This is a genomic window from Pseudonocardia sp. EC080619-01, from assembly GCF_001420995.1.
Taxonomy (GTDB): domain Bacteria; phylum Actinomycetota; class Actinomycetes; order Mycobacteriales; family Pseudonocardiaceae; genus Pseudonocardia.
This window is the reverse complement of sequence record NZ_CP012184.1, coordinates 111099-136755: the sequence shown is the minus strand read 5'-3', so window position 1 is coordinate 136755 and position 25657 is coordinate 111099. Positions and strand designations below refer to the sequence as shown.

Here is a 25657-nt window from a genome sequence, read left to right as displayed (position 1 = left end):
TGGACAACCCGCCATCAGGTCCCTAATCAGCGACGGTCCGCACAGATCCGAATCAGTGGCCAGGCCTGTCCAGCACGACGGGGCGGCCATTCCTTCCGAGCCACCGAAGCGACAACACCTCATCAGCCACACCCCGTCGTCCCGGGCATCCGGGGCACCAACCCCGAACACCTACGACCTTAGGGACACCGCATGTCGGAGAAGATGACCGGCGGCCAGCTGGTCGTGAAGATGCTCGAGTCGCTGGGGGTCCGCCACGTCTTCGGCGTGGTCGGCGGGCAGACCCTGGCGATCACCGACGCGATCATCGACACCCCCGGCATCGAGATGGTCCACACCCGGCACGAGAACGCCGCCGCGGTGATGGCCGACGCCTACGGCCGGCTCACCGGCACCCCCGCCGTCGCGATCGCGACCACCGGACCCGGTGCGACGAACCTCCTCACCGGCGTCGGCGGCGCGTTCCGCGACTCCAGCCCGGCGATCATCGTCACCTGCAACAACAACGGCGAGAACATCCACAAGGACGACGCGCAGAACGCCGACCACGTCAAGATCTTCGAGCCCTTCACCAAGTACAGCCGGCTCGTCGCGCACGCCTCGTCGATCAAGCAGGCGATGGAGGAGGCCTACGTCGTCGCCATGACCGGCAACCCCGGCCCGGTGCACCTCGACTTCGCCCGCGACACCATCGAGAACGTCGTCGACGCCCCGCCCGAGGTGCCGGCGACCCACCCGTCCCGGACCTGGGTCGGCACCCGTCCGGTGCCGGCTCCGGCCGCGGTCGCCGAGGTCGCCGAACGGGTGCTCGCCGCGGAGCGCCCGGTGATCTGGCTCGGCAACGGCGGCAACCGCGCCAGGGCCGCCGACGACGTGCTGGCGCTGGCCGACTCTCTGAACATCCCGGTCATCACCACGTTCAACGGCATGGGGGCGGTCCCGACCGGCCACCCGCTGGTGTTCGGGGCGCTGTCCCGGATGGGCACCGCCCTCACCTCGCGGGTGCTCGCCGAGTCCGACCTGGTGCTGGCGCTGGGCAACAGCCTCAACGCCGTCTCCACCCGCCGCTGGAAGACCGCGCTGCCGCCGGTCGTCCAGGTCGACGTCGACCCGACGATGATCGGCCGCTACTACTCCGAGACGACCACCGGCGTCGTCGGTGACCTCGGCGCGTTCTGCACCTCGCTCGTCGAGGCCACCACCGGCGGTGCCGCCGCGGCACGGGAGTCGCGGGCCGGATGGGTGACCGGGCTGCAGCAGGCCGAGAAGGACTGGTGGGAGCTCTCGGGGTCCCGCGAGCCGGAGACCCCGGGCACGGTCTCGCCCGCGGTCGTCGTGCGTGCGCTGCGCGAGGTCACCCCGCCCGAGTCGGTCCTGATCCCGGACGCCGGCAACCCCGGTGTCTGGTCGTTCCTCTGGGAGATGCCCCGGCCGTACCGCTACATCAAGCCGGTCGGGTTCGGGAACATGGGTTTCGCTCTGCCCGCGGCGATCGCCTCGGTCGCCGACGACCCCGAGCGGCCTGTGCTCGCGCTGATCGGTGACGGCTCGCTGGGCATGAGCCTCGGTGAGATCGAGACGCTGGCCCGGGTCGGCGGCCCCGTGTGCCTCGTGGTGCTCAACGACTCCAGCTACGGCAACATCCGCCAGGAGCAGGAGCTCCACTTCGACGGCCGCACCATCGGCGTCGACTTCGGCCAGGTCGACTTCGCCCGGGTCGCCGAGGGGATGGGCGTGCCCGGCCGCCGGGTGACGACCGTCGAGGAGCTCGTCGACGCGGTGAAGTCGGCCTTCGCGAGCGGGCGGCCCGCGCTGGTCGACGTCGTCCTCGACCGCGCCGCCAACGCCTGGACCTACGAGGCCTTCCTGCCCCATCGGGCAGGCTGAGGCGCGAACGACCGCACCGTCGCCGCCGTCCCGCCCGGACGGCGGCGACCGGTCACCGAAGGGAACAGACAGTGCAGTCCGCCCCCCACGCGCCCGGCCCCCTGGCCGGGTTCCGCGTCCTCGACCTGTCCCGGTTCATCGCCGGCCCCAGCTGCGCGCAGATCCTCGCCGACTTCGGCGCGGAGGTGGTGAAGGTCGAGCGTCCCGACGGCGAGGACGCGCGTCACCACGAGCCGTACTACGAGGGCGAGAGCGTCTACACGATGCTCTACAACCGCAACAAGTACGGCGCCACGCTCGACACCCGCCACCCCGACGCGCTCGGGGTCCTCGAGCAGCTCGTCCGGTGGGCCGACGTGGTCGTGGAGAACTACCGGCCCGGCACCATCGAGAAGATGGGCATCGGCTACGAGCGGATGACCGAGCTCAAGCCGGACATCGTCCTCACCTCGATCTCCGGGTTCGGCCAGACCGGGCCGCTGTCGCGGCGCGCCCTGTTCGACGCGATCGCCCAGGCCTCGTCCGGCCTGATGGACACCACCGGTGAGGCGGACGGCCCGCCCACCCTGACCGGCACCTACATCGCCGACTACGTCACCGGGTTCCAGGCCGCGCTCGGGACGTTCGCCGCACTGATGCACCGGGAGCGGACGGGGGAGGGGCAGCGGGTCGACGTCGCCAGCCTCGACTCGATGTTCGCCACCCTGGGCACCCGGCTGATCAGCTGGCTGATGCTGGGCAGCGAGATGCCCCGCAACGGCTCCCGGGACCTGCTCACCGCGCCCGTCAACGTCTACGCCTGCGCCGACGCCCAGATGTACATCCAGGCCGGGACGAACTCGTTGTGGCCCAAGCTCTGCCACGCCATCGGCCGCGACGAGCTGGCCACCGACGAGCGCTACCGCACCGTGCCCGGGCGGATGGAGCACGTCCCGGAGCTGGAGGCGGTCGTCGCGGACTGGGCCCGGGACCGCACCGCCGACGAGATCGGCGACGTGCTGGAGGAGGCCGGGATCCCGTTCGCCAGGGTGGCGACGGTGCCCGAGGTGGCGGAGTCCGAGCAGATCGCCGCCCGGGAGATGGTCGTCGAGTCCGAGCACCCGAAGCTCGGGACGATCCGGATGCCGGGCAACCCGATCAAGATGGAGAAGTCGCCGCCGACCGTGCGCAAGGCCCCGCCGACCGTGGGCGAGGACAACGATCACGTCTACCGGACGATCCTCGGGATGGACGACGCGGAGCTGGAGCGGCTGCGCTCCTCCGGTGCGGTGTGAGCGGCGACCGGGTCGTCGCCGTCGACGTCGGGACCTCGGCGGTGCGTGCCGCCGTCGTCTCCGGTGACGGCACGGTCGAGAGCGCCGTCCGGGTGCCGCGTACGGACGGCGCGGGCGGTGGGCACGTCGATGCCGAGCAGCTCTGGTCCGATGTGGTCACCGCGCTGGGCCGGGTCCGCGGGACCGCTCCCGGTCCGGTGGGTGCGCTGGGGATCGCGGGGCACATCGGGACGGTCGCGGTCGACCCCGAGCTCCGCCCGGTCGGGCCCGCCACCGGGTGGGCCGACTCCCGCGGCGCGGACCTGGTGGCCGCGCTCCCCGAGCCGGTGCTGGACCGGATCCGGGAGATCAGCGGCCGGCCCGTCCCCGGCGCGGGCGGGCTCGCGCACGCGCTCGACCTGCGCGCACGCCGTCCGGAGCTGGCAGCACGGGTGCACGCGCTGCTCTCACCGAAGGACTTCCTCGTCGCGCGCTGCGTCGGGTCCCCGGTGACCGACACCGTCGACGCCGCCTACACGCTGCTGTTCGACGTGTGCACCCGCACGTGGGACCACGACCTCCTCACCGAGCTGGACCTGCCGGCGGGCTGGTGGCCCGCGGCTGCCGGGCCGGCCGACCCGGTCGGCGGGCTCCGCGACGACGTGGCCGCGGCGACCGGTCTGCCCGCCGGGCTCCCGGTCGTCGCCGGCGGGCCGGACGGGTCGGTCGGCATCGGCCTGCTCCTCGGTGGGCGCACCGACCTGATCGCCGACGTCGCCGGCACCACCGACGTGCTGGGACGGCTGAGCACCGACCCGGCCGGGACCGCCGGCGGGGTCCTGCTGAACCCGGCCCTGGCCGGCGGCCGGTGGGTCGTCGGCGGGCCCACCGGCCTCACCGGAGGTGCCGTGGCCCGCTGGCGCGAGCTCGCCGGGACGGTCGAGGAGGACGTCGTCGACGCCGTCGCGCCGGGGGCCGACGGCCTGCAGGTGATCCCGGCGATGTCCGGCGAGCGGTTCCCGCGGTGGCGGCCTGCCACCCGCGGCGCCGTGCTCGGTCAGGGGCTCGGCCACGGCCCGGCACACCTGCTGCGGGCTGCCCGGGAGGGCGCGGCCTTCACCGTGCGGGAGGGCGTCGACCTGCTCGACGCCGGAGACTCGCCCGGCTCGACAACCGTGGTATTCGCCGGTGGCGCGGCCCGCTCGGCGGCCGCCACCCGGCTGCGCGCCGACGTGCTCGACCGGACCGTGCTGGTCTGCGACGACCCGGACGTCACCCTGCTCGGCGCCGCCGCCCTCGCCCTCGCCGGGACGGGCCGCGACCTCGACGAGGCACTCGAACACCTGCGCCCGCGCCTGCACCGCGTCGACCCCGATCCCGGGCGCGCCGCGCTCTACGGCGAGCTGTACCCGCGGTGGCTCGCCTCCCGCGCCCTCGTCGCACCTGATGCTCCGGCGCGTGGGACGCCGGGCGGTGGTACCCGAACCGATACGCTCGGTCCCCGACGTGATCACAGCGACGGACGACGAGGGGGCACGTGAGCCGGATCCCGCGCTACCAGGTCATCTACGAGGACCTGTCGTCGCAGATCTCCTCCGGGGCGCTGGCGCCCGACGTCCAGCTCCCGAGCGAGGCCGACCTCGCGCAGCGCTACGGCGTGAGCCGGATGACCGTCCGCCAGGCGGTCCGCCAGCTGCAGGACGAACACCTGCTCGTCCGGCGGCGGGGGTCCGGCACGTTCGTGACCCGTCCGAGCGCGCAGCGGCGCCGGCTGAACCGGCTCGGTTCCTTCGCCCAGGAGATGGGCACCGACGAGACCCGGGTCCGCACGGAGCTGCGGGCACGGGAGACGACCGTCGCGTCCGAGGAGGCCCGGGAGCACCTCGGGCTCCCGGCGGGCCGGGAGACGATCCGTATCGAGCGGCTCCGCCTGATCGACGACCGGCCGGCCGCACTGCAGGTCAGCTGGCTGCCCTACGCGCTGGTGCCGCTGCTGGCGCGGGTCGAGCTCACCGGCGGGTCGCTCTACCGGACCATCCGTGAGCACTACGGCCTGCGGCTCAGCTGGGCGGACATGGAGGTCTCGGCGACCGCGGCCACGGCGGAACAGGCGCGGGTGCTCGCGGTCCGCCGCGGCGGACCGCTGATCGCGTCGGTGCGCATCACCCACGACGAGTCGTCGACGGCGGTGGAGTACGCCCGGAGCTGGACGCGTCCGGAGTTCCCGCTCTCCATCCGTCTGGAGGGGTGACCCGGGCCGACCGGACCGTTGGACCCGGCGCGAGAGGGCCGGACGGCGGGTGCGGGCGGTGCCCGGGGAGCCGGATCCTCCGTACGGACGGGCGCAGGTCGTGCAGACCCCGCCCCGGCCCCGCGGCCCCACACGGATCGGACGGATGCCATGACCCAGCCGGTGCAGGACTCAGCAGTGTCGGGATCGGGTCCGCCGATCCCGGCGGTGTCGTGCTCGACCACTCCGGTGTCCACATCGGGTCCGCCGACCGGGACGGCGAGGTCACCGACTTCGCGGGCGTGCACATCGGCCGCGTCGTCCCCGGCGCCCGCCCGGCGGACGCGTCCGCGCCCGGCGCCCCGGCCGGCCCGTGACCTCTCCGCCGGGGCCGGCCGACGGCTCGGGCGGCACCACCTCGGGCCCGGGAGTTCGTCGCGGTGCTCGCCGAGCACCGCGTCCTCCACCTCGTGCTGTGCTCGGGCCTCGTCGTCCTCGGGGTCCTGCTCGGCCTCGGACGCTGAGGCGCCGTCGCGCCCCACCGGGCTCAGGCGGCGGCGCCCTGGACCTTCGTGGCGAGCAGCTCCCAGCTGCGCCACCAGCTCTCGCGCTGGGGCGCGAGCCCCGCGACGATCAGCTCGTCGGCGTCGGCGCGGGTGGTGAACTCCTCGAGGTACCGGGCGACGGTGTCGGGCGTGCCGACGGCGCTGTAGCGGGTCATCGACCGGATCTGCTCACCAGCGGGGCTGTCGAGCACGGCATCGGTCTCGGCGTCGGTCAGCGAACGGCCGCGGCGGCCGGTGAACAGGCGCACCCGCTGGCGCTGGGCCTCCCGGAACTGTGCCTCCGCCTCCTCGGCCGAGTCGGCGGCGATGACGTTCACCCCGGCCAGCACGCGGGGCTCGGAGAGCTGCTCGGACGGACGGAACTCCTTGCGGTACAGGGCGACGGCCTGCTCCAGCGCGTCCGGCGCGAAGTGTGAGGCGAACCCGTAGGGCAGCCCGAGCAGCGCGGCGACCTGAGCCCCGTAGAGCGAGGACCCGAGGATCGACAGCGGTACGCGGGTGCCGCGGCCGGGGTAGGCGTGGACGTTCGGGACGAGGCTGTCCTGTGCGAGGAAGGCCTGCAGCTCCCGGACGTCGGACGGGAAGCGCTCGGACGCGCTCGGGTCGCGCCGCAGGGCGCGCACCGTCTCCTGGTCGGTGCCGGGCGCGCGGCCCAGGCCCAGCTCGATCCGGCCGGGGTGCAGTTCGGCGAGGGTGCCGAACTGCTCGGCGACCTGCAGCGGCGAGTGGTTGGGCAGCATCACGCCGCCCGAGCCGAGGGTGATCCGCTCGGTGCGTGCGGCGACGTGCGCGATGAGCACGCTGGTCGCGGCCGACGCGATGCTGCCCATGTTGTGGTGCTCGGCGTACCAGATCCGCCGGAAGCCCCAGTCCTCCGCGCGCTGCGCCAGCGTCGTGCTGGCCTCCAGGGCCTGGGCGACGGTCTCGTCCCGGGAGACGGTGGCCAGATCGAGGATCGACAACGGCAGTGGCAGGGACACGGCGGTACCTCTCGTTCGGGAGCTCGTCCTCCCTCCCAACAACGAGAGGCCGCTCGCACTTCCCGTTCCGGGCGGATCGGCCGGCGACGGGCTCAGCCCTGGTCGACGACCGGTGCCGGTGCCTCCGCGACCGGGCTGGTCTCCCGGTCGCGCGCCCCGTGGAACAGCACGTTCAGCAGCACCGCGGCGACGGCGGCCGCGCTGATCCCGGAGTCGAAGACCGTCCGGAACCACTCCGGGAAGCCCTCGTAGAAGTCGGGTGCCGCGATCGGCAGCACGCCCAGTCCCAGCGCGACCGCGACGATCACGAGGTTCGCGTGCCCGTCGAAGTCGACCTTCGCCAGCGACCGGATCCCGGACGCGGCGACGGTGGCGAACAGCGCGAGACCCGCGCCGCCGAGCACGGGCTGCGGCACCGAGGCGATCACGGCGCCGAGCTTCGGGAACAGGCCGAGCACCATCAGGATCGCGCCGCCCGCCGCGACGACGAACCGGCTGCGGATCCCGGTGATCGCGACCAGGCCGACGTTCTGCGCGAACGCCGACGCCGGGAAGCTGTTGAGCAGGCCACCGGAGACGGCGGTGGACAGCGTGTCGGCCCGCAGGCCGGCGACGACCCGCCGGCCGTCCGCCCTGCGGTCGACGATCTCGCCGACGGCGAGCAGGTCGGCCGTCGTCTCCGTCATGATCACCAGCATCACCACGGTCATCGAGATGATCGCGGCGACGGAGAACTGCGGCGTCCCGAAGTGGAACGGCGTCGACACCGCGAACCACGCCGCCTCCCCGACGCGGGAGAAGTCGGCCATCCCGAGGACCGCGGCCAGCGCGGTGCCGGCGACCAGCGACAGCAGGATCGCGATCCGGGCCAGGAACCCGGGCAGGAACCGGTAGATCAGCACGATCACGAGCAGGGTGAACCCGGCGAGCCCGATCGCGGCCGGGTCACCCGGCTCGCCCTCGGACGCCCCCGACGCCCAGCGGACCGCGACCGGCAGCAGCGAGACACCGATGACGGTGATCACCGTCCCGGTCACGACCGGTGGGAACAGCCGGATCAGACGGTGGAACAGCGGCGCGAGCAGGAAGCCGGCGACGCCGGCGACGAGCGTCGCGCCGAAGATCAGGGTGAGCCCCGCCCGGCCGCCGCCGGCCCCGGTGCCGATGGCGATCATCGAGGCGACGGAGGCGAACGACACGCCCTGCACCAGCGGCAGCCGCGCGCCGATCCGCCAGATCCCGATCGTCTGCAGGAGCGTCGCCAGCCCGGCGACGAGGAGGGTCGCGGCGAGCAGGTAGGAGATGTCGGCGAAGGGCAGGCCGAGTGCCTGGCCGACGATCAGCGGGACCGCGACCAGGCCCGCGTACATCGTCATGACGTGCTGCAGGCCGTAGAGCAGCAGCGTCCCGGTGGGCAGCACCTCGTCGACGGGGTGCACCTCACCGGACGGGCGGGGGCGCGGCAGCCGCAGCCGTCGCACGCCCCTCACCAGCCCTGGCCGGGATCGAAGGCCGGTCCCGGGTCGGGGGTGTCGTCGCGGCGGACGGTGCCCTCGATCAGGCCGTAGGGCCGGTCGTCGGCGTGGAAGACCTCACCAGGGTTCTTGAGCCCGAAGGGGGAGAGGTCGATCAGGAAGTGGTGCTTGTTCGGCAGCGAGAAGCGGATCTCGCCGATGCCGGGCCCGTCGGCGAGCACCCGGGTGCCCATCTCGTGGAGCGTCTGCTGCAGGGCGAGGCTGTGGTGCCCGGCGAACGCCGACGTCATCGCCGCGACGGTGCCGGCGTGCGAGGCGTTCCAGTCGTCCGGGTCCTCGGCGTGCCACCACTGCGCGGTCACCTCGGTCGCCATCACGCGGTCGGTCGTCTCGGCGAGCGTCGTGTAGCGGTCGGTGTAGAAGGTGTGGAACTCCGAGTCGGTCGTCTTGAGCACGACGAGGCCCTTCACCCCCGACGTCACCCACTCCGCACCGGTGGCAGCGCGAGTGACGGTGGTGGTGCGGGTGTGGCCGCCGTCGCGGGCGAACGCGTGCGGGTGCGGCGCGCCGTCGTGGTCGAGCCGGCGCCACGGGAAGGTCTCGATGTTCACCCGGACCCGCTCCACCTGCGGCACCGCGGCGAAGTGGCGGGCCAGCTCCCGGCCGAAGACCTCCGGGGTGCGGGCGGCGTCGCCCGCCTCCTTGGCGAAGGCGTTGACCGTGTTCTTGACCGCGTCGGTGGTGAGGACGCGGGTGTTGTCGCCGGTCAGGTGGGTGTCGGCGAACTGCCCCGACAGCGCGACCGAGACGTTGTGATCGGCGATCTCGTGCGGGTCCGCGTCACGGAAGATCCGCACCACGCGGACCTCCGCCTTGCCGTACTGCGTATGACCGAGGACGGGCATCGTGGATCAGCTCCCGAGATAGGTGGAGTAGGAGTACGGCGACAGGAGGAGCGGGACGTGGTGGTGCCGGTCGGTGCGCTCCGGGCGGAACGCGATCGACACCTCGGGGAAGAAGGGGCTCGGTGCCTCGAAGGTGATGCGGTGGAGCTCGCCCGCGGTCAGCGCGGCGGTCTCCGGGGCGCGCCAGCGGCCGTCGTCGTCGGTCCGGCCGGAGGCGAGGACCGTGCCGTCGGCCCGGGACAGCACCACCGGGACGCCGGTGGCGGGCACCCCGCGCGCGGCGTCGAGGACGTGGGTGGAGAAGCTGCTCATCCGGCCAGCACCTGCCGCATCCGCAGCTCGGTGATCTCGGCGAGCTGCCCGGCCGCCTCGGTCCGCTCGGTCGCCGGGTCGTTGCCGAGGCGCCGTTCGAGCTCGGCCAGGACCTCCCCGGCGTCGCGGCCCGCGGCCCGGATCAGGAACACGTGACCGAACCGGTCCTCGTAGGCGGCGTTCCCGGCGGCCAGCCGCGTGGCGGCGTCCCCGCCGGAGCCGGAGCCGATGCCGGACTGCTCCCGCCGGGAGAACGCGGCGCCGTCGGCGTGCGCGCCGCCCGGGCGTTCCCCGATGCGGGGGTGCCCGGCGAGCGCGGCGTCGATCTCGGCGGCGTCGAGCGCGAGGACCGCCTTCCCGGCGGCGGCGACGGCGTCGTCGACGCCGGCGAACGGCCGCCCGGCCAGCAACCGCCCGGCCCACGCGGGGGAGGTGTTGCAGGCGCGGAGGACGGCGGCGAGCTCGTCCGGCGGCGCGGTGTTGAGTCGGTCGAGGGTGAGAAGGTCCGGCATGGCCCTGCTTCCGTGCTTCCGTGCGGGAGATTCCGCATGATGGAATCGTGATTCCGAACTGGGATCAGTGTTCGTTCCGCGGCGAAGCGTGTCAAGGGTCACTCCTGGAACGCCCCGGGTCCGCTCCGCCGAACAGCCCTGCCGGGCGCGGCGCCACCGGCGGACCATCACCCGCCATGGACACCGAGGTCGCGCTCACCACCGGCTGGGACGACGCCGTGCCCGTCGGGGACAGTCTCGCCCGCCGGTTCGTGCACGCCTACGCCGACCGGATCGTCGCGATGGCCGACCGGACCGGCGAGCGGTTCCGCCGGACCGACGGCGCGGTGCTCGCCGATCTGGGGTCGCCGTTCGGGTACGACAACGCCGTCGTCCTGACCCGGCCGCCGGACCCGTCCGGGCTGGACCGTGTGCTGGACGAGGCGTGCGGCTTCTTCCCGCCGGAACGCTGGTGGGTGCTGCTGTCGCTGTTCCCCCTGCCCGGGGACCCGGGGCACGGGCTCGACCCGGTCGGCCACCCGCCGCTGATGCTGCGCCCGCCGGCCCCGCTCCCGTCACCCCCGGCCGGGCTGGAGATCCGGGTGGTGCCCGACGCCGACCCCGGCGACTTCGAGGACGTCCTCGTCGACGGCTACGGGCTCGCCGACCTGGGCCGCCCGGCGGCGGCCGATCCACGCCTGACCGGCGGGCTGCTGCACCTCGTCGTCGGCTACGCCGACGGCCGGCCGGTCGCGACGGCAGGCTCCGCCGTGCACCACGACGTCGTCGAGATCGACTGGGTCACGACCCTGCCGAGCACCGCGGCCGCGGCCACGGCCGCGCCGTCACGGCGGCGGCGTGTGCGGTCGCGCCGGACCTGCCCGCGCTGCTGCTCTCCAGCGACGACGGCCGGCCCGTCTACCACCGGCTCGGCTTCTGGGACCTGTTCCGGGCGACCATGTGGGAGCACCCGGCACCCTGACCCCGACGCGCCGCGTGCGGGCGCAGCGCGTCCCGTGGGTTCAGTGGCCGGCCGGCAGCGCAGGCGGCTCGCCGGTGCGCTCGTACTCCGCGAGCAGGTCGATCCGGCGCTGGTGGCGGCCGCCCTCGAACTCCGTGGTGAGGAAGGCGTCCACGATGGCCTCGGCCTCCTCGACCGGGTGCATCCGGGCGCCGATCCCGGCGAGCCGCGCGTCGTTGTGCCGGCGGGCGAGCCGGGCGGTGTCGACGCTCCACGCCAGCGCGGCGCGGGCGCCCGGGACCATGTTCGCGGCGATCTGCTCCCCGTTGCCGGACCCGCCGATGACCAGACCGAGACTGCCCTCGTCGGCGACGACCCGCCGCGCCGCCTCGACACAGAACGGCGGGTAGTCGTCGTCCGCGTCGTACGCACGGGGGCCGACGTCGATCACGTCGTGGCCGAGGCCGGCCAGGCGCCCGGCGAAATGGGCCTTCAGTTCGAAGCCCGCGTGGTCGGAGCCGAGGTAGATGCGCACACCGGCAGTCTAGGAGCGGATCCGGCCGGCCCGGCATCGAAAGCCGTTATGGCCGTGGTCGGCGTTCCTGATGGCTCGCGGTGAACGGCGTCACCCGGGTGGCGGACCGGTGCCCGACTCCGGTTCGGCCCGCGGGCCGCCGGTGCCCGCATGCCCTCCACTCGTGGGCCCCGGGCCGCCGTTCGGCACCGATTGCCGACTACTTGTTCGAGGGCGGTTGCGACGGATCCGCGCGGTCGACGAAGGTCGTTCGGGACCGCGGAAAATCGTGGTGTATTCCTCGAAGAAAGCGCGGCTCACGACAGCGAGGAGGAAGAAAATGCAGTGGGAAACTCCGCAGTACACGGTCGTCGAGGTGTGCGCTGAGGTCACCGGGTACTTCCACCGGGGCTGAGGGGCACGGGGCTCGTTCTGCTCCACCGGGTCGACGCGAGGCACCCGCCTCGCGTCGGCTCCCCGGTGGTGTCGAACGGTCCAGGGTGGCCGGGCACGCGACGTGGCCGAATCGCGACACCGTCGTCGCCGGCCGATCGGGGGAGGACGACGATGCCCGAGCATCCCGACACACACGTCTATCGCACCTACGACCGGATCATGGACAGCGCCCGTGAGCAGGCGGGGAGCGGCCGTGCCGGCGGATGGTGGCCACACCGGCTCGACCTCACGCCGTTGCGCAGGCACCGGCCCGCGGACGCCGGCTATGCCGAACGGTTCACCTCGATCGATCTCGACGAGCTGGCCCGCGACATCGACGAGGTGCTGACGACGTCGCAGGACTGGTGGCCCGCCGACTTCGGACACTACGGGCCGCTGGTGCTGCGCATGGCCTGGCACTCCGCAGGCACCTACCGCACCGGTGACGGCAGGGGCGGTGCCGGTGCCGGGATGCTGCGCTTCGCCCCGCTCGACAGCTGGCCGGACAACCGCAACCTGGACAAGGCGCGCCGGCTGCTGTGGCCGGTGAAGCAGAAGTACGGGCGCCGGATCTCCTGGGCCGACCTGATGATCTTCGCGGGCAACCGGGCGCTGGAGTCGATGGGCTTCACGACCTTCGGGTTCGGCGGCGGTCGTCCGGAGGTGTGGGGGCCCGACGAGACGTACTGGGGGCCGGAACGCACGTGGCTGGCCGAGGAGCGCTACCGCGGGCTGCACGAGCTCGACGAGCCGCTGGCGGCCAGCGCGATGGGGCTCGTCTACGTCGATCCGCAGGGTCCGGCCACCAACCCCGACCCGGTGCTCGCCGCCCGCGACATCCGCCAGACCTTCCGCCGGATGGGGCTCGACGACGAGGAGACCGTGGCGCTCATCGCGGGCGGGCACACCGTCGGGAAGACCCACGGCCCGGTGGACCCGAACGTGACCGGGGGACCCGAGCCGCAGGCCGCGCCGCTGTCCGCGCAGGGCCTGGGCTGGCTCGGCGGGCACGGCACCGGAGCCGGGGCGGACACGGTCACCAGCGGGCAGGACGGCACGTGGACGCGCACGCCGGTCACGTGGGACCACACCTTCTTCGACACGCTGTTCATGTCCGGGTGGGACATCGAGCTCAGCCCGGCGGGCCAGTGGCAGTGGGTCCCGAGCGACGGTGCCGGCGAGGGCACCGTGCCGGACGCCGTCGACCCGGACGTCACGCACCGGCCGGTCATGCTGACCACGGATCTCGCGCTCCGGGAGGACCCGGCGTTCGAGGCGATCTCCCGGCGGTTCCTGGAGGAGCCGGACCGGTTCGAGGACGCGTTCGCCCGGGCATGGTTCAAGCTGACCCACATCGACATGGGCCCGGTCGGCCGGTACCTGGGCGCGCTCGTCCCGGCCGAACCGCTGATCTGGCAGGACCCGGTCCCGGAGGTCGACCACGACCTGGTCGACGCCGGCGACATCGCCGCCCTCAAGGCCGACATCCTCGCCTCCGGCCTGACGGTGGCCCAGCTCGTCGCCACGGCGTGGGCGTCGGCGTCGACCTACCGCGACAGCGACAAGCGCGGCGGCGCGAACGGGGCGCGGATCCGCCTCGAGCCCCAGTGCGGCTGGGAGGTCAACGACCCCGCACAGCTGGCTGTCGTCCTGTCCGCGCTCGACGCCGTCCAGGAGCGGTTCCACGCCTCGCAGACCACGGGCACGCGGATCTCGATGGCCGACCTGATCGTGCTCGGTGGATGTGCGGCGGTCGAACGGGCCGCCGCGGCCGGTGGTCACGAGATCGCCGTGCCGTTCCGCCCGGGACGCACCGACGCGACCCAGGAGTGGACCGACGTCGAGTCGTTCCGTGTGCTGCGGCCCCGGGCGGACGGCTTCCGGAACCACCCGGGCGAGGACGCCGGCGTGCCGCCGGAGCACCTGCTGGTGGACCGGGCCGGCCTGCTGACACTGACCGCGCCCGAGATGACGGTGCTCGTCGGCGGTCTGCGGGTGCTCGGAGCCACCCACCGGGGTTCCCCGGTGGGCGTGCTGACCCCGACGCCGGGGGTGCTGACGAACGACTTCTTCGTCCACCTGCTGGACGGGGGGACGGAGTGGGTGCCGGTCCCGCACGGGGAGGCCCACCCGACGGTCTACGAGGGCCGCGACCGGTGCACCGGTGCGGTGCGGTGGACCGCGAGCCGCGTCGACCTCGTCTTCGGCTCGAGTTCCGAGTTGCGCGCGCTCTCGGAGGTCTATGCCGGCGACGACGCGGGCGCCATGTTCGTCCGGGAATTCGTCGCGGCATGGGTGAAGGTGATGGAACTCGACCGGTTCGATCCGGACTGACCACTGGTGCGACCGAAAGGGGTGTGCGTGTTCCGGCGACGTGGCCGGTACGAACGGTATGTCATTCCGGGTGAACGGTGGATCGGGCCCGGATTTCGGTGAGATATTCCGGAACAGTGCGTTCCGGGGTAGAGTTCGAATCAGTCACAGGCTCCGCGGGGAAGACGAGAATCCGCGCCTGTGACCGGCGTGCCACATCACTCTGGAACGTGGCGTAGCGCTCGCGCGCAATCAATTCCGCGACACCAGTCGATGTGCTCATTTCTCGATGACGAGGAGGTGGAGTCCGATGACGATCGCCCAGGAGCGGGAAGACCTGCTGGCCGAGCTCGGCGGACAGAACAAGGCGACCATCGGTGCTGTGCTCGGCACCGGCGAGATCGCCAAGGCGACCGAGCGTGCCGACGGGACGATGGAGGCGACCATCAGGATCCCGGAGGACGCGATGGTGTGGGAACCGGCGGTCCTGATCATGCCGCACGGCGGCACGCTCGAGCTGACGATCATCAACGATGACAAGAACACCCACGCCTGCCTGCTGCCCAGCAACGGTGACAGGCAGTTCATCTCCCTGGTGAACCACTCCAAGGGCAGCGCGACCCTCGAGCTCGACGGTCCCGGCTGCTACTGGTACGGCTCGCCCGCCGGCAACGACGAGGGCCGGGGCCTGACCGCCGCCATCGTCGTGTCCGGTGAGGTGCCGCCGGAGGCCAAGCTCGACCGACCCGCCCAGCCGCGGCCGTAGAAGGGCAGCGATCACCATGACCATCGAGTACGTCGACGCCGGCAAGGCGTTCAACCACAACCGGCTCTCCAACCTGCCCCACAGCGCGCCGGACGTGACCCGCGACATCGACTACGAGCGGATCCTGCAGGCGCGCAGCGAGTCCCACAACTGGATCACCTACTACGGCGACTACGACGGCAAGCGCCACAGCCTGCTCGACCAGATCAACGCCGGCAACGCCAAGGACCTGAAGGTCGCCTGGATCTTCCAGGCCAGCGCGACCGGGATGATCGCCTCGACCTCGACGTACGCGTTCGAGGCCTGCCCGATCGTCGTCGACGGCATCATGTTCGTCACCGGCTGGGACGGCTGGCTCTGGGCGCTCGACGCGAAGACCGGCGAGCAGCTGTGGCGCTACAAGCACGGCATCCCGATCGACGTGACGCTGTGCTGCGCCAACGTCAACCGCGGTTGTGCGGTGGCCAAGGGCAAGGTCTACATGGTCACCCAGAACGCGCAGCTGGTCGCGCTCGACGCCACCAACGGCCAGAAGGTCTGGCAGAAGACCATCGGCGACGTGCGGGCGGGCGAGAGCGCCTCGATCGCTCCGCTCGTCATCAAGGACATGCTCATCACCGGTTCCGCCGGTGGCGAGTACGGCGTCCGCGGCCACATCGACGCCTGGGACCTGGAGACCGGTGAGCAGCGCTGGCGCACCTACACCGTGCCCAAGCCCGGCGAGCCCGGCTCGGAGACCTGGCCGGCCGACGGTGAGGCCTGGCAGCGCGGCGGCGGGAACCACTGGGTCACCGGCACCTACGACCCGGAGCTGAACCTCTACTACGCCGGCACCGGGAACCCCGCCCCCGACTTCGACGGCGGGGTCCGCGAGGGGGACAACCTCTACACCGACAGCGTGGTCGCCCTGGACGTGGACACGGGCGAGATCCGGTGGCACTACCAGTTCACCCCGCACGACCTGTGGGACTACGACTCCACGATGGAGATGACCCTGTTCGAGCGGGACGGCAAGAAGCTGCTGGCCCACTTCGACAAGAACGGGTACATGTTCGTCCTGGACCGCACCAACGGCGAGCTGCAGCACGTCACGCCGTTCGTCGACCGGATCGACTGGGGGGTCATCACGCGCGACGGCAAGTTCATGCCGCGCAAGTACCCGGACAAGGAGGGCGAGCCCTGCCACTTCTTCCCCGGTCCCGCCGGCGCGAAGGAATGGACCCACGCCTCCTACAACCCCGAGCACGACCTGTTCTACGTCCCGGTGGCGGACGTGGGCGCCACGGCCACCCGCCGGCGCCGCGAGTTCAAGGAGGGCATGCCCTACTGGGGTGCCGCCGTCGAGGTCGACGTCGACAACATGGCCGGATCGGTCAGCGCCTTCGACTCCCACGGTGAGGAGAAGTGGCGCTACCGGCTCGACGGCATGCCGATGGCCGCCTCCACGCTGAGCACGGCGGGGAACCTGGTGCTCGCCGGCACCCCGACGGGCGAGTTCCTGGCGCTCCACGCGGAGACGGGCGAGAAGCTGTGGAGCTTCCAGTGCGGCAGCGGCCACCACAGCAGCCCGAGCACGTACACCGTCGACGGCAAGCAGTACATCGCCGTGCCGGTCGGCTGGGGTGGCTGGCTGGAGGGCATCGTCCCCGGCATGTCCGGGCAGGGACACGGTGCCGCGCTGATCGTGTTCTCCCTCTGACGGACATGCTCCGCTGACCCACACCGACCGGTGGCCGGGCCGTTCCACCGAACGGCCCGGCCACCGGTGCGGTGTGCCGGCGGCCGACGACGAACAGCGGGGACGCGGATGACCCACTCCTCAGCGGACAGCCGGTACGAGCACCTGCCGTGCTCGTCCTGCGGGCAGCGCTTCGGGCCGGACGAGGTCGCGCTGCACACCGAGCCGGTGCACTGCGGGCCGTGCATCACGTGCGTCGACAAGCCCGGATGCTTCAGCTGTCGTCTCATGTACTGCGTCTGCGACGTGCACAGGTACCGCGGCTGAACGACCCAGCGGTGCGACGGGTCAGATCTCCAGGGCCCGCCGCACCGTCGGCGCGTTCCGCCGCGACACCGGCACCATCGTCCCGGCCGGGTCGTCCATGACCAGGAGCAGCTCGCCCCGGTCACGGCGCTCCACCTCCCGGACCCGGCCGAGGTTCACGACGTACTGGCGGTGCACACGCAGGAATCCGCCACCGGTCAGCTCGGCCTCGAGCCGGTCGAGGCCCGGCGAGGCCGAGCGCACCGGCCCGTCGTCGGTGCACAGCCACACGTCGTTGCCGTCCGACTGCGCGAAGGCCACCTCCGCGAGCCCGAGCAGGACCAGACGGTTGTCGCGCGTCGCGACCATCCGGCGCGGCCGGTCGCGGGTCGACGGGTCCGCTCCCGCGCGGGGCAGCGGGTCCCCGTCCGACACGCCGAACGAGACGACGGTGCCGACCAGGTGTCCCGACCGCAGCACCGGCCGGAAACTGATCGACGTCGGTTCGTCGGTGAGCCGGGTGTAGATCTGCGTCGAGCCGGCCCAGTCCGGATTCGAGGCCGCCCGCTCGGCGGCGTAGACGGCGGCCTGGATGAACTCGGGGAGCTCCGGTTTCCAGCGCACCGCGGGATCGGGCGCGGGCGTGGAGCCCGGGATGCCCAGGAGGACGGCCGCGGTGTCGTCGGCCAGGACCACCCGGCCCGCGGGGTCCACGGCCGCGAGCGGCGCGCTCGTGCCCGATCTGACGTGGTTGAACGCGGCGACCAGCTCGCCGCCGTCGTCCTCGGCGCGCCGGCGCAGGATGCGCTGGGTCATCGTGGCGGCGTTGCCCAGCCAGGAGGACACGGTCGCGGGGACCTCGCTGCGCCAGCAGGAGACGTTGAGCACCGCGACCGGTCTCCTGGTCACGGCGTCCCGGACCGCCACAGCGGCGCACGTCCAGTCGTGGAAGGCCCGGCACCAGTGCTCGGCGCCCCGGATCACCACGGGGGTGTACGACATCAGCGCGGTACCCATGCCGTTGGTCCCCGTGGCGCTCTCCGACCAGCAGGACCAGCGCGCCAGGTTGGCGTCGGCGGCGACGGCGCGCGTGCTCTCGTCGCCCCACTGGGCCAGGACCCGGCCGGTGGCGTCGGTGATGGTCACGATGCCGCCGACGGTGCCGACCTCGTGCGCCATCGCGGCGGCGCGGAAGCCGAGCTCGGCGATCACGACGTCGTGCTCGAGTCCGTGGTCGACCTCGGCGACCGCCGCGGGAGCCCTGGTGAGGCCGGGGTCGACCCGGTACTGGTCCCGGCACCGGTGCCAGGAGATCGCGATCTCGGGCCGCACGCCGCTGAGGTCGTCCTCGCCGCCGGCGAACCGCTCCCACGCCTGCTGCGTCGTCGCCGCACGGCTGCGGGAGCCGGGCGGGAGCCGTCGTGGCTGTGCCATGGGAGACCGCCTCCGGTCCGTCGGGCCGGGACACGACGACGTGGTCGTCACGACGTGGGCTCAGGGCTGGCGGGCACGCTAACCGCCGTCGCGAATCGAGGGCAACCGGCGCGGGCCGGCACGTGACGAACGGTGGTGAATCGGTGATCGATCGCAGGAAATCGGCCACGAGTAGCGGCGGGATCCGGCTCCGGACGCGCATGTCGCACACCTCGCCGGATGTGTGGGTATTTCCGCGGGCACCTCTCCGATCGGTCGGTTCTGCCGTGACCCTCTCCGAAAGGTCAGTTCACCCGCGATGTCGGGATGCAGCGGTAACAGGTGTTGCAATTGCCGGGTGCAACGCGATATTTTTCTCTTTCTGTCAGCGCCCGGTGGATCCCAGGATCCCCGGTGCGCCGGGCGACGAGGAGGTCGCACATGGTCGGGAGAGTGCCGCCGCTGGTGATCGCACCGAGCCGTCCCGTCGGGGGTGACCGCGGTCCCGACCGCTCCCTGGTGGCCACCTCCTCGGCCAGGGAAGTGGCTCGCGCGTGGGAGGACTTCGCCGCGGGCGACGACATCGAGACCGGGGTGCGCCCCGAGATCCTGGCCTCGTGGTACCGGTGCCGGGACCGTTACGACGTCGACCGCACGCTGGACGTCGCGCCGGGGGCCCGGGCCGACGAGGCCCAGGGGGTCGACAACGGCGTGGTCTTCACCGCGCTCGGCGGTGTCGGTGCACTGGCCGGCAAGGAGGTCGAACGCGACGGCGCCGTGGTCACCGTGACGGACGGTGTGGGGCGCGTCCTCGGAGCCTGGGGCGACCCGTCCGCCCAGCGACGCGCCGAACTGCACAATCTCGCGCCGTGGTCGTCGTGGTCGGAGCAGTGCACCGGGACGAACGGGATGGGCACGGCCCTCGAGCTGTCCGGCCCGGTGACCGTGACCGGGCCCGAACACTGGTGCCAGGCGTTCCACCAGTGGGCGTGCGCGGGCATCTCCGTGCGTGACGTGGTGACCGGCGCGCCGGTCGCGTCGATCAACATCTCGCGGTGGAACGCGTCGCTGCCCAAGCTCGTGCCGCCGTGGCTGACCAAGGCCGTGGCGTGCGTCGAGCAGGAGATCTACCGGCGTGCGATCTACGAGGCCGACACGGTCGTCACCGCGTTCAGCAGGCGGTACGCGCAGTCGCGTGGCGCGTCCATGGCGATCGACCGTGGTGGGAACGTCATCGCCGCCAACGACGCGGCCGTCGCCCTGCTCGGGCTGGCCGGCGACACCCCCATCGTGGCGGGCGGTACCGAGCCGGCGGACCGCTGGAGCCCGGACATCCTCGGGCTGCCCGACGTGGTGCGGTGGGCGACCGAGCGGGCGCACGGCAACGCGGAGTGGAGCGGCTACGCGCGGCTGCCGGTCTGTCCCGGCGAGGAGGCCGTGCCGCTGACCATGCACTCGGTCGTCGACGCCAACCACGTGGTGGGCATGCTGTGCGAGTTCGGGGTGCAGGAGGGCGAGTCCTACGAGCAGAACGACGACGCCGCGGCCGGCCAGCTGCCCCGGTGCATCATCGGGATGCGCAACGACCGGCTCGTCTTGCTGGCGCCCTCGGAGATCCGTTACGCCGAGGCCGACCGCAACGTCGTCTGGCTGGTCACCGAGCGGGGCCGGATCCAGGCGTCGACCCGTGGCCTGGACAACGTCGAGCGGTCGCTGGCGCCCTACGGGATCCGCCGGGTGCACCGGAGCTATCTGGTCAACCTGCGCCGGGTGGCGGAGATCGAGCGGGGCATCAAGGGGGAACTGGTGCTGATCATGGACTCCCGCGGGTCCCAGGAGCTCGTTCCCGTCTCCCGGCGTCACGCCCCGGAGCTGCGACGCATGCTCGGGATCTGATCAGCCGGCCCGCCCGGCGGCGTCCCGGGCCCTGCTGCGCAGCGCCTCGACCGCCAGCGCGGGATCGGTGGCCGCGTAGACGGCCGAGCCGGCGACGAAGCAGTCGACGCCGGCCTCGGCCGCCGCTCCGATCGTCTCGGCGTTGATGCCGCCGTCGATCTCCACCATCAGGTTCAGGTGGCCGGTGTCGACCAGCGTCCGCGCCGTGCGGACCTTGTCGAGTACCTCGGCGATGAACGTCTGGCCCCCGAAGCCGGGCTCCACCGACATCACGAGCAGCGTGTCGTAGTGCCGGAGCACCCCGAAGTAGGGCTCCAGCGGTGTGCCCGGCTTGATCGCCAGGCCCGCCTTCGCCCCCGCGGCGCGCAGGTCCTTCGCGAGCATCACCGGATCCTCGGCGGCCTCGACGTGCACCGTGACGTTGTGGGCGCCCGCCTCGGCGTAGCCGATCGCCCAGTGATCCGGGTTCTCGATCATGAGGTGGCAGTCCATCGGCAGGTCGGTGCTGGCCAGCAGCGACGTCACGACCGGTAGGCCAAGGGTCAGGTTCGGCACGAAGTGCGCGTCCATGACGTCCACGTGCAGCCAGTCCGCACCGCGTCCCGGCTCGCCGCGCACCGCGGCCACTTCGTCGGCGAGCCGGGCGAAGTCGGCAGAAAGAATGGACGGCGCAATCAACGGCTGATTCGACACGGCCTCGAGCCTAGGTCAGCAGGGACCGGCGGACGGTTATGTGGAAGGTGTATCGGGGGATTGGTTTTTCGCATGTGCTGCGGCGTTGCCGGTTTTCGGTGGTGGCGGTGATGGTGGTGGGGACATACATCGGAGTCGTGACGTTGGGAGTTCTCTCGTGCAGCTGCAGGTGGCGTTGGATGTTCTGGATCTTCCCTCGGCGTTGAGGCTGGCGGACCAGGTGGCCGAGCACGTGGACATTCTGGAGCTGGGTACGCCGTTGGTGAAGTCGGCGGGTATCGGTGCGGTGACCGCGATCAAGGCGGCGCACCCGGACAAGCTGGTGTTCGCGGACCTGAAGACCGCGGATGCGGGTGCGCTGGAGGCGGAGCTGGCGTTCTCCGCGGGTGCGGATCTGGTGACGGTGATGGGTGCGGTCGACGACGACACCGTGCGTGGTGCGGTCGCGGCCGGGGAGAAGCACGGCAAGCAGGTCGTGGCGGACATGATCAGTGTGGTCAACGGGCGGGTGGCCCGGATCCGTGAGGTCGCGAAGCTGGGTGTGGCGTTCGTGGAGATCCATGCCGGTCTCGACGAGCAGGCCCGTCCGGGGTACTCGATCGCGCAGCTGCTCGACGACGGCCGGGAGGCCGGGGTCGCGTTCTCGATCGCCGGTGGGGTCAAGGCCGACACGATCGCCTCGGTCCGTGAGGCCGGCGCGGTCGTCGCCGTCGCGGGCGGGGCGATCTACGGCGCCGACGACCCGGGCGCGGCAGCGGCCGAGCTCAAGCAGCGCGCCACCGGCTGACCGACCCACCCGCCGAACCCAGGGAGCCCCCGTCCATGTCACCACACCACTCCGCCGACGAGCTCGTCCGCCTGACCACCCGGCGGGTCCCCGAGGACTGGTCCGATGTGGACCAGCGCGCGGTCGACACCGCCCGCGTGCTGGCCGCCGACGCGGTCGAGCAGTGCGGCAGCGGACACCCCGGCACCGCCATGAGCCTCGCCCCCGTCGCCTACGCGCTGTTCCAGCGCGTCCTGCGGCACGACCCCGGCGACGCGCAGTGGCTCGGGCGGGACCGGTTCGTGCTGTCGGCCGGGCACTCCAGCCTCACCCTCTACATCCAGCTCTACCTCGCCGGCTACGGCCTGGAGCTCGACGACCTGAAGGCCCTGCGCACGTGGGGTTCCCTGACACCGGGACACCCCGAGTACGGGCACACCGCAGGCGTGGAGACGACCACCGGCCCGCTCGGACAGGGCCTGGCCAACGCCGTCGGTATGGCGATGGCCGCCCGTCGTGAGCGGGGGCTGTTCGACCCGGACGCCGAGCCGGGCACGAGCGTCTTCGACCACCAGGTCTACGTCATCGCCTCCGACGGCGACATCGAGGAAGGTGTCACCTCCGAGGCGTCGTCCCTGGCGGGAACCCAGCAGCTGGGCAACCTGACGGTGGTCTACGACAGCAACGAGATCTCCATCGAGGACGACACACGCATCGCCCTGTCCGAGGACACCGCCCAGCGGTACGAGGCCTACGGCTGGCACGTCCTCACCGTCGACGGCGGCGAGGACGTCGCCGGGTTCCTGGCGGCGGTCGAGCAGGCCAGGGCCGAGACCGCCCGCCCGACGCTGATCGTGCTGCGCACCGTGATCGGTTACCCGGCGCCGACCACGATGAACACCGGCAAGGTGCACGGCGCCGCGCTGGGCGCCGAGGAGCTCGCCGCGGTCAAGCGCGCCGTCGGCTTCGACCCCGGGACGAGCTTCCAGGTCGACGACGACGTCCTGCGCCACACCCGCGCGGCCGCCGAGCGCGGCCGGGTGGACCACGAGAAGTGGCAGCTCGAGTTCGACGCCTGGGCGCAGGCCAACCCGGGCCGCAAGGCGCTGCTGGACCGCCTCGGTGACCGCGCGCTGCCGGCCGGGTGGGCCGACGACCTGCCCAGCTGGGAGGCCGGCGGGGGAGCGGTCGCCACGCGCAAGGCATCGGCCGCGGTGCTGGCCACCCTCGGCGAGGTCCTGCCCGAGCTGTGGGGCGGGTCGGCCGACCTGGCGGAGAGCAACAACACCACGATCAAGGGCGCCGACTCCTTCGGCCCCGCCGAGATCTCCACCGGGACCTGGACCGCCCAGCCCTACGGTCGCACGCTGCACTTCGGCATCCGCGAGCACGCGATGGGCTCGATCCTCAACGGCATCGCGCTGCACGGCGGCACCCGGCCCTACGGCGGCACCTTCCTCATCTTCAGCGACTACATGCGGCCCGCGGTGCGGCTGGCCGCGCTGATGCGGCTGCCCGTCGTCTACGTGTGGACACACGACTCGATCGGCCTCGGCGAGGACGGACCGACCCACCAGCCCGTCGAGCAGCTGGCGTCGCTGCGCGCGATCCCCGGCCTGTCCGTGGTGCGCCCGGCCGACGCCAACGAGACCGCGCACGCCTGGAAGGCCGTGCTGGAGGACACCGGCGGCCCGGCCGGGCTGGCGCTCACCCGCCAGAACGTCCCGACCCTGCAGGGCACCTCCGCCGAGGGGGTCGCCCGCGGCGGCTACGTGCTCGCCGACGCCTCCTCGGGTCCTCCCCGCGTGGTGCTGATCGCCACCGGCTCCGAGGTCCAGCTGGCGGTGGAGGCCCGGACGGCCCTCGAGTCCGACGGCATCGCGACCCGGGTGGTGTCGATGCCGTGCGTGGAGTGGTTCGACCGCCAGGACCGCGCCTACCGGGACGATGTCCTCCCGCCGGCGGTCCGGGCCCGGGTGGTCGTCGAGGCGGGCATCGCGCAGCCCTGGCACCGCTTCGCCGGCGACGCCGGCGAGATCGTCTCGCTGGAGCACTTCGGTGCCTCGGCGGACTTCACGACCCTGTTCACCGAGTTCGGCATCACCACCGCCGCCGTGGTCGACGCGGCCCGGCGCAGCGTGGAGTCCCTACAGCGGCGGTGACCCGCCGCCGTCCTCACGACAAGGAGAATTGCGTTGACTCAGTCGATTCCTACGGCGCTCGATCCCGGTCATTTCTCCGACGCCACCCGCGCGGTCGTCGGTGAGGTCGACAAGGTGACCGCAGGCGTCCAGTACGAGACCTGGACACGGGCCGGGGCACTGCTGCTCACGGCACCGAAGGTGTTCACCCTCGGGACCGGGCGCAGCGGGCTCGCCCTGCAGATGGCCGCCATGCGGTTCATGCACCTCGGGCTCCCCACCCACGTCGTCGGTGAGGTGACCGCCCCGGCGATCGGCTCGGGCGACGTCCTGGTCGCGGCGTCGGGCTCGGGCACCACCGCCCGCGTGGTGCGCGCCGCGCAGACCGCGCGCGACCAGGGCGCGGAGGTGATCGCGCTGACCACGGCGGCCGACTCGCCGCTGGCCGGGATCGCGACCGAGGTGCTCGTCGTCCCGGCCGCCGACAAGCAGGACTTCGACGGCGCCACCTCCGTCCAGTACGCGGGGAGCCTGTTCGAGCAGTCCGTGCTGCTGATCACCGACGCGCTGTTCCACACGCTCTGGAAGACCGGCGGCACGCAGGCCCGCGAGCTGTGGCGCCTGCACGCGAACCTCGAGTGAGCGCCGCACCGGGCCCGTCCGGACGCCAGGTCGCCCCCTCCGTCGAGTCCCACGTCGAATCCCACGTCGAATCCCGAGGAGCCCGTGATGCAGGCCGCTGACCTCAGCACGTTGGAAGCGGTGGCGCTGGCCGCCACCCGCAGCGCCGCCGTGGCCGGCTACGCCTGGGTCGGCCGCAACGACCAGAAGGCCGCCGACGCGGCGGCGACCACGGCGATGCGCACGGCCCTCGCCGCCGCACCGGGCCGGGGGACCGTCGTCATCGGGGAGGGGGAGAAGGACGACGCCCCGATGCTGTTCAACGGCGAGGTGGTCGGCACCGGCCACGGACCGGACTTCGACATCGCCGTCGATCCCCTCGAGGGGACCTCGTTCTGCGCGCGGGACCTGCCCGGCTCGCTGGCCACGATCGCCTTCGGCGACACCGGCACGCTCTGGTCGCCGGGGCCAGGTTTCTACATGGACAAGATCGTCGTGCCCCCGGCCGCGAAGGACGTCGTCGATCTCGACGCCCCGCCCGAGCAGACCGTGGCCGACGTCGCCGCGGCACTCGGGAAGGACGTCGCCGACCTGCGGGTCGTCATCATGGACAAGCCGCGGCACACGGAGCTGATCGAGCGCGTGCTCCGGACGGGCGCTGCGGTCCAGACACCGGCGGGCGGCGACGTCGGCGGTGCCCTGGCGGTGCTGATGCCGACCCACGACCTCGACCTGCTCCTCGGGGTCGGCGGCACACCGGAGGGGGTCATGACGGCCGCGGCGGTCCGGGCGCTCGGCGGCGGCATGCTGGGCCGCCTGGCCCCGCAACGTGACGACGAGGCGGACGCGATCCGCGCGGCGGGCATGTCCCTCGACCGCGTCTACGACGGTACCGAGCTCGCGGCGGGTGAGGCCTTCTTCGCCGCCTCCGGGGTCAACGGCGGGCCGCTGCTCGCCCGGCCGCACATCCGCGACGGCACGACCGTGGTCGAGTCACTGCTGATCTCCCGAGGTCAGATCCGCCACATCACCCACACCACCTTCGACTGACCCCA

24 protein-coding genes are annotated in these 25657 nt (G+C 72.6%); 14 read left to right on the top strand and 10 right to left on the bottom strand.

Annotation, left to right across the window (positions count from 1 at the left end; translation table 11 throughout):
• Positions 1 to 192 precede the first annotated feature (192 nt).
• From AD017_RS00630 to AD017_RS35095, 5 genes are all read left to right on the top strand, one after another.
• On the top strand, positions 193 to 1887 hold the full coding sequence (locus AD017_RS00630; RefSeq protein WP_060572228.1) for a thiamine pyrophosphate-binding protein: 1695 nt from the start codon (positions 193 to 195) through the stop codon (positions 1885 to 1887).
• A gap of 71 nt (positions 1888 to 1958) precedes the next feature.
• On the top strand, positions 1959 to 3161 hold the full coding sequence (locus AD017_RS00625; RefSeq protein ID WP_060572225.1) for a CaiB/BaiF CoA-transferase family protein: 1203 nt from the start codon (positions 1959 to 1961) through the stop codon (positions 3159 to 3161).
• Positions 3158 to 4681 (top strand): FGGY-family carbohydrate kinase, encoded by a 1524-nt coding sequence (locus tag AD017_RS00620; protein WP_082398985.1) that lies wholly within the window; start codon positions 3158 to 3160, stop codon positions 4679 to 4681. Before AD017_RS00625 ends, AD017_RS00620 begins: the two co-directional genes overlap by 4 nt.
• Entirely contained in the window at positions 4678 to 5391 is a 714-nt protein-coding gene (locus AD017_RS00615) for a GntR family transcriptional regulator (RefSeq protein WP_060572223.1), read from the top strand. Before AD017_RS00620 ends, AD017_RS00615 begins: the two co-directional genes overlap by 4 nt.
• A 212-nt stretch (positions 5392 to 5603) precedes the next feature.
• Positions 5604 to 5747: a hypothetical protein gene (locus tag AD017_RS35095; RefSeq protein WP_168170479.1), complete on the top strand. Its 144-nt coding sequence runs from the start codon at positions 5604 to 5606 to the stop codon at positions 5745 to 5747.
• 170 nt (positions 5748 to 5917) lie between these two features.
• Here AD017_RS35095 and AD017_RS00610 read toward each other — a convergent pair whose 3' ends face one another.
• The 8 genes from AD017_RS00610 to AD017_RS00575 form a co-directional block, all read right to left on the bottom strand.
• Positions 5918 to 6916, bottom strand: a complete 999-nt coding sequence (locus AD017_RS00610) for an LLM class flavin-dependent oxidoreductase (protein WP_060572221.1) — start codon at positions 6914 to 6916, stop codon at positions 5918 to 5920.
• A gap of 92 nt (positions 6917 to 7008) precedes the next feature.
• Positions 7009 to 8397 carry a nucleobase:cation symporter-2 family protein gene (locus tag AD017_RS00605; RefSeq protein WP_010242319.1) on the bottom strand — a complete coding sequence of 463 codons (1389 nt, stop codon included), beginning with the start codon at positions 8395 to 8397 and terminating at the stop codon, positions 7009 to 7011.
• A gap of 5 nt (positions 8398 to 8402) precedes the next feature.
• On the bottom strand, positions 8403 to 9296 hold the full coding sequence (pucL, locus tag AD017_RS00600; RefSeq protein ID WP_010242316.1) for a factor-independent urate hydroxylase: 894 nt from the start codon (positions 9294 to 9296) through the stop codon (positions 8403 to 8405).
• Between the two features lie 6 nt (positions 9297 to 9302).
• On the bottom strand, positions 9303 to 9608 hold the full coding sequence (locus AD017_RS00595; protein ID WP_010242315.1) for a hydroxyisourate hydrolase: 306 nt from the start codon (positions 9606 to 9608) through the stop codon (positions 9303 to 9305).
• Positions 9605 to 10120, bottom strand: coding sequence for a 2-oxo-4-hydroxy-4-carboxy-5-ureidoimidazoline decarboxylase (gene uraD / locus AD017_RS00590; protein WP_060572219.1), 516 nt, complete (start codon positions 10118 to 10120; stop codon positions 9605 to 9607). The genes AD017_RS00595 and uraD overlap by 4 nt, the downstream gene beginning before the upstream one ends.
• Before the next feature lie 554 nt (positions 10121 to 10674).
• Positions 10675 to 10818, bottom strand: a complete 144-nt coding sequence (locus AD017_RS35090) for a hypothetical protein (RefSeq protein WP_168172295.1) — start codon at positions 10816 to 10818, stop codon at positions 10675 to 10677.
• 11 nt (positions 10819 to 10829) lie between these two features.
• Positions 10830 to 11024, bottom strand: a complete 195-nt coding sequence (locus AD017_RS00580) for a hypothetical protein (protein ID WP_060572215.1) — start codon at positions 11022 to 11024, stop codon at positions 10830 to 10832.
• Positions 11025 to 11121: 97 nt separating this feature from the next.
• A complete protein-coding gene (locus AD017_RS00575) occupies positions 11122 to 11595 on the bottom strand; it encodes a ribose-5-phosphate isomerase (RefSeq protein WP_010242309.1) in 474 nt (157 codons plus the stop codon).
• A gap of 546 nt (positions 11596 to 12141) precedes the next feature.
• Between AD017_RS00575 and katG the strand changes: the two genes are divergently transcribed.
• The 4 genes from katG to AD017_RS00555 all read left to right on the top strand — a co-directional run bounded on the left by katG (position 12142) and on the right by AD017_RS00555 (position 17093).
• On the top strand, positions 12142 to 14343 hold the full coding sequence (gene katG / locus AD017_RS00570) for a catalase/peroxidase HPI (protein WP_174521778.1): 2202 nt from the start codon (positions 12142 to 12144) through the stop codon (positions 14341 to 14343).
• A gap of 289 nt (positions 14344 to 14632) precedes the next feature.
• Positions 14633 to 15088 (top strand): MSMEG_3727 family PQQ-associated protein, encoded by a 456-nt coding sequence (locus AD017_RS00565; protein ID WP_010242305.1) that lies wholly within the window; start codon positions 14633 to 14635, stop codon positions 15086 to 15088.
• 16 nt (positions 15089 to 15104) lie between these two features.
• On the top strand, positions 15105 to 16787 hold the full coding sequence (locus AD017_RS00560; protein WP_010242303.1) for a PQQ-dependent dehydrogenase, methanol/ethanol family: 1683 nt from the start codon (positions 15105 to 15107) through the stop codon (positions 16785 to 16787).
• A gap of 108 nt (positions 16788 to 16895) precedes the next feature.
• Positions 16896 to 17093 carry a hypothetical protein gene (locus AD017_RS00555; RefSeq protein ID WP_060572213.1) on the top strand — a complete coding sequence of 66 codons (198 nt, stop codon included), beginning with the start codon at positions 16896 to 16898 and terminating at the stop codon, positions 17091 to 17093.
• Between the two features lie 21 nt (positions 17094 to 17114).
• On the opposite strand, the gene AD017_RS00550 is transcribed toward AD017_RS00555, so the two are convergent.
• Positions 17115 to 18506 (bottom strand): DNA-binding protein, encoded by a 1392-nt coding sequence (locus AD017_RS00550; RefSeq protein ID WP_060572211.1) that lies wholly within the window; start codon positions 18504 to 18506, stop codon positions 17115 to 17117.
• Positions 18507 to 18926: 420 nt separating this feature from the next.
• Here AD017_RS00550 and AD017_RS00545 point away from each other — a divergent pair, with 420 nt between their 5' ends.
• Positions 18927 to 20381: a DNA-binding protein gene (locus AD017_RS00545; protein ID WP_029240036.1), complete on the top strand. Its 1455-nt coding sequence runs from the start codon at positions 18927 to 18929 to the stop codon at positions 20379 to 20381.
• On the opposite strand, the gene rpe is transcribed toward AD017_RS00545, so the two are convergent.
• Complete coding sequence (rpe, locus tag AD017_RS00540) at positions 20382 to 21074, bottom strand: ribulose-phosphate 3-epimerase (protein ID WP_029240035.1); 693 nt, start codon at positions 21072 to 21074, stop codon at positions 20382 to 20384.
• Positions 21075 to 21231: 157 nt separating this feature from the next.
• On the opposite strand from rpe, the gene hxlA reads away from it, so the two are divergent.
• From hxlA to AD017_RS00520, 4 genes are all read left to right on the top strand, one after another.
• Entirely contained in the window at positions 21232 to 21861 is a 630-nt protein-coding gene (hxlA, locus tag AD017_RS00535; RefSeq protein WP_029239997.1) for a 3-hexulose-6-phosphate synthase, read from the top strand.
• Positions 21862 to 21896: 35 nt separating this feature from the next.
• Positions 21897 to 24002 carry a transketolase gene (gene tkt / locus AD017_RS00530; RefSeq protein WP_082398984.1) on the top strand — a complete coding sequence of 702 codons (2106 nt, stop codon included), beginning with the start codon at positions 21897 to 21899 and terminating at the stop codon, positions 24000 to 24002.
• Positions 24003 to 24035: 33 nt separating this feature from the next.
• The gene (gene hxlB, locus AD017_RS00525; protein ID WP_082398983.1) at positions 24036 to 24623 is read left to right on the top strand and encodes a 6-phospho-3-hexuloisomerase; all 588 of its coding nucleotides are present in this window, start codon (positions 24036 to 24038) and stop codon (positions 24621 to 24623) included.
• 87 nt (positions 24624 to 24710) lie between these two features.
• Positions 24711 to 25652: a fructose-bisphosphatase class II family protein gene (locus AD017_RS00520; protein ID WP_060572209.1), complete on the top strand. Its 942-nt coding sequence runs from the start codon at positions 24711 to 24713 to the stop codon at positions 25650 to 25652.
• Positions 25653 to 25657: the final 5 nt, after the last annotated feature.

What these genes read in the sequence shown, in the direction of transcription:
- AD017_RS00630 (WP_060572228.1), top strand. Translation starts at nt 193, where the DNA reads ATGTCGGAGAAGATGACCGGCGGCCAGCTGGTCGTGAAGATGCTCGAG.
- pucL (WP_010242316.1), bottom strand. Translation starts at nt 9,296, where the DNA reads ATGCCCGTCCTCGGTCATACGCAGTACGGCAAGGCGGAGGTCCGCGTG.
- AD017_RS00595 (WP_010242315.1), bottom strand. Translation starts at nt 9,608, where the DNA reads ATGAGCAGCTTCTCCACCCACGTCCTCGACGCCGCGCGCGGGGTGCCC.
- uraD (WP_060572219.1), bottom strand. Translation starts at nt 10,120, where the DNA reads ATGCCGGACCTTCTCACCCTCGACCGACTCAACACCGCGCCGCCGGAC.
- katG (WP_174521778.1), top strand. Translation starts at nt 12,142, where the DNA reads ATGCCCGAGCATCCCGACACACACGTCTATCGCACCTACGACCGGATC.
- AD017_RS00565 (WP_010242305.1), top strand. Translation starts at nt 14,633, where the DNA reads ATGACGATCGCCCAGGAGCGGGAAGACCTGCTGGCCGAGCTCGGCGGA.
- AD017_RS00560 (WP_010242303.1), top strand. Translation starts at nt 15,105, where the DNA reads ATGACCATCGAGTACGTCGACGCCGGCAAGGCGTTCAACCACAACCGG.
- AD017_RS00555 (WP_060572213.1), top strand. Translation starts at nt 16,896, where the DNA reads ATGACCCACTCCTCAGCGGACAGCCGGTACGAGCACCTGCCGTGCTCG.
- AD017_RS00550 (WP_060572211.1), bottom strand. Translation starts at nt 18,506, where the DNA reads ATGGCACAGCCACGACGGCTCCCGCCCGGCTCCCGCAGCCGTGCGGCG.
- AD017_RS00545 (WP_029240036.1), top strand. Translation starts at nt 18,927, where the DNA reads ATGGTCGGGAGAGTGCCGCCGCTGGTGATCGCACCGAGCCGTCCCGTC.
- tkt (WP_082398984.1), top strand. Translation starts at nt 21,897, where the DNA reads ATGTCACCACACCACTCCGCCGACGAGCTCGTCCGCCTGACCACCCGG.
- AD017_RS00520 (WP_060572209.1), top strand. Translation starts at nt 24,711, where the DNA reads ATGCAGGCCGCTGACCTCAGCACGTTGGAAGCGGTGGCGCTGGCCGCC.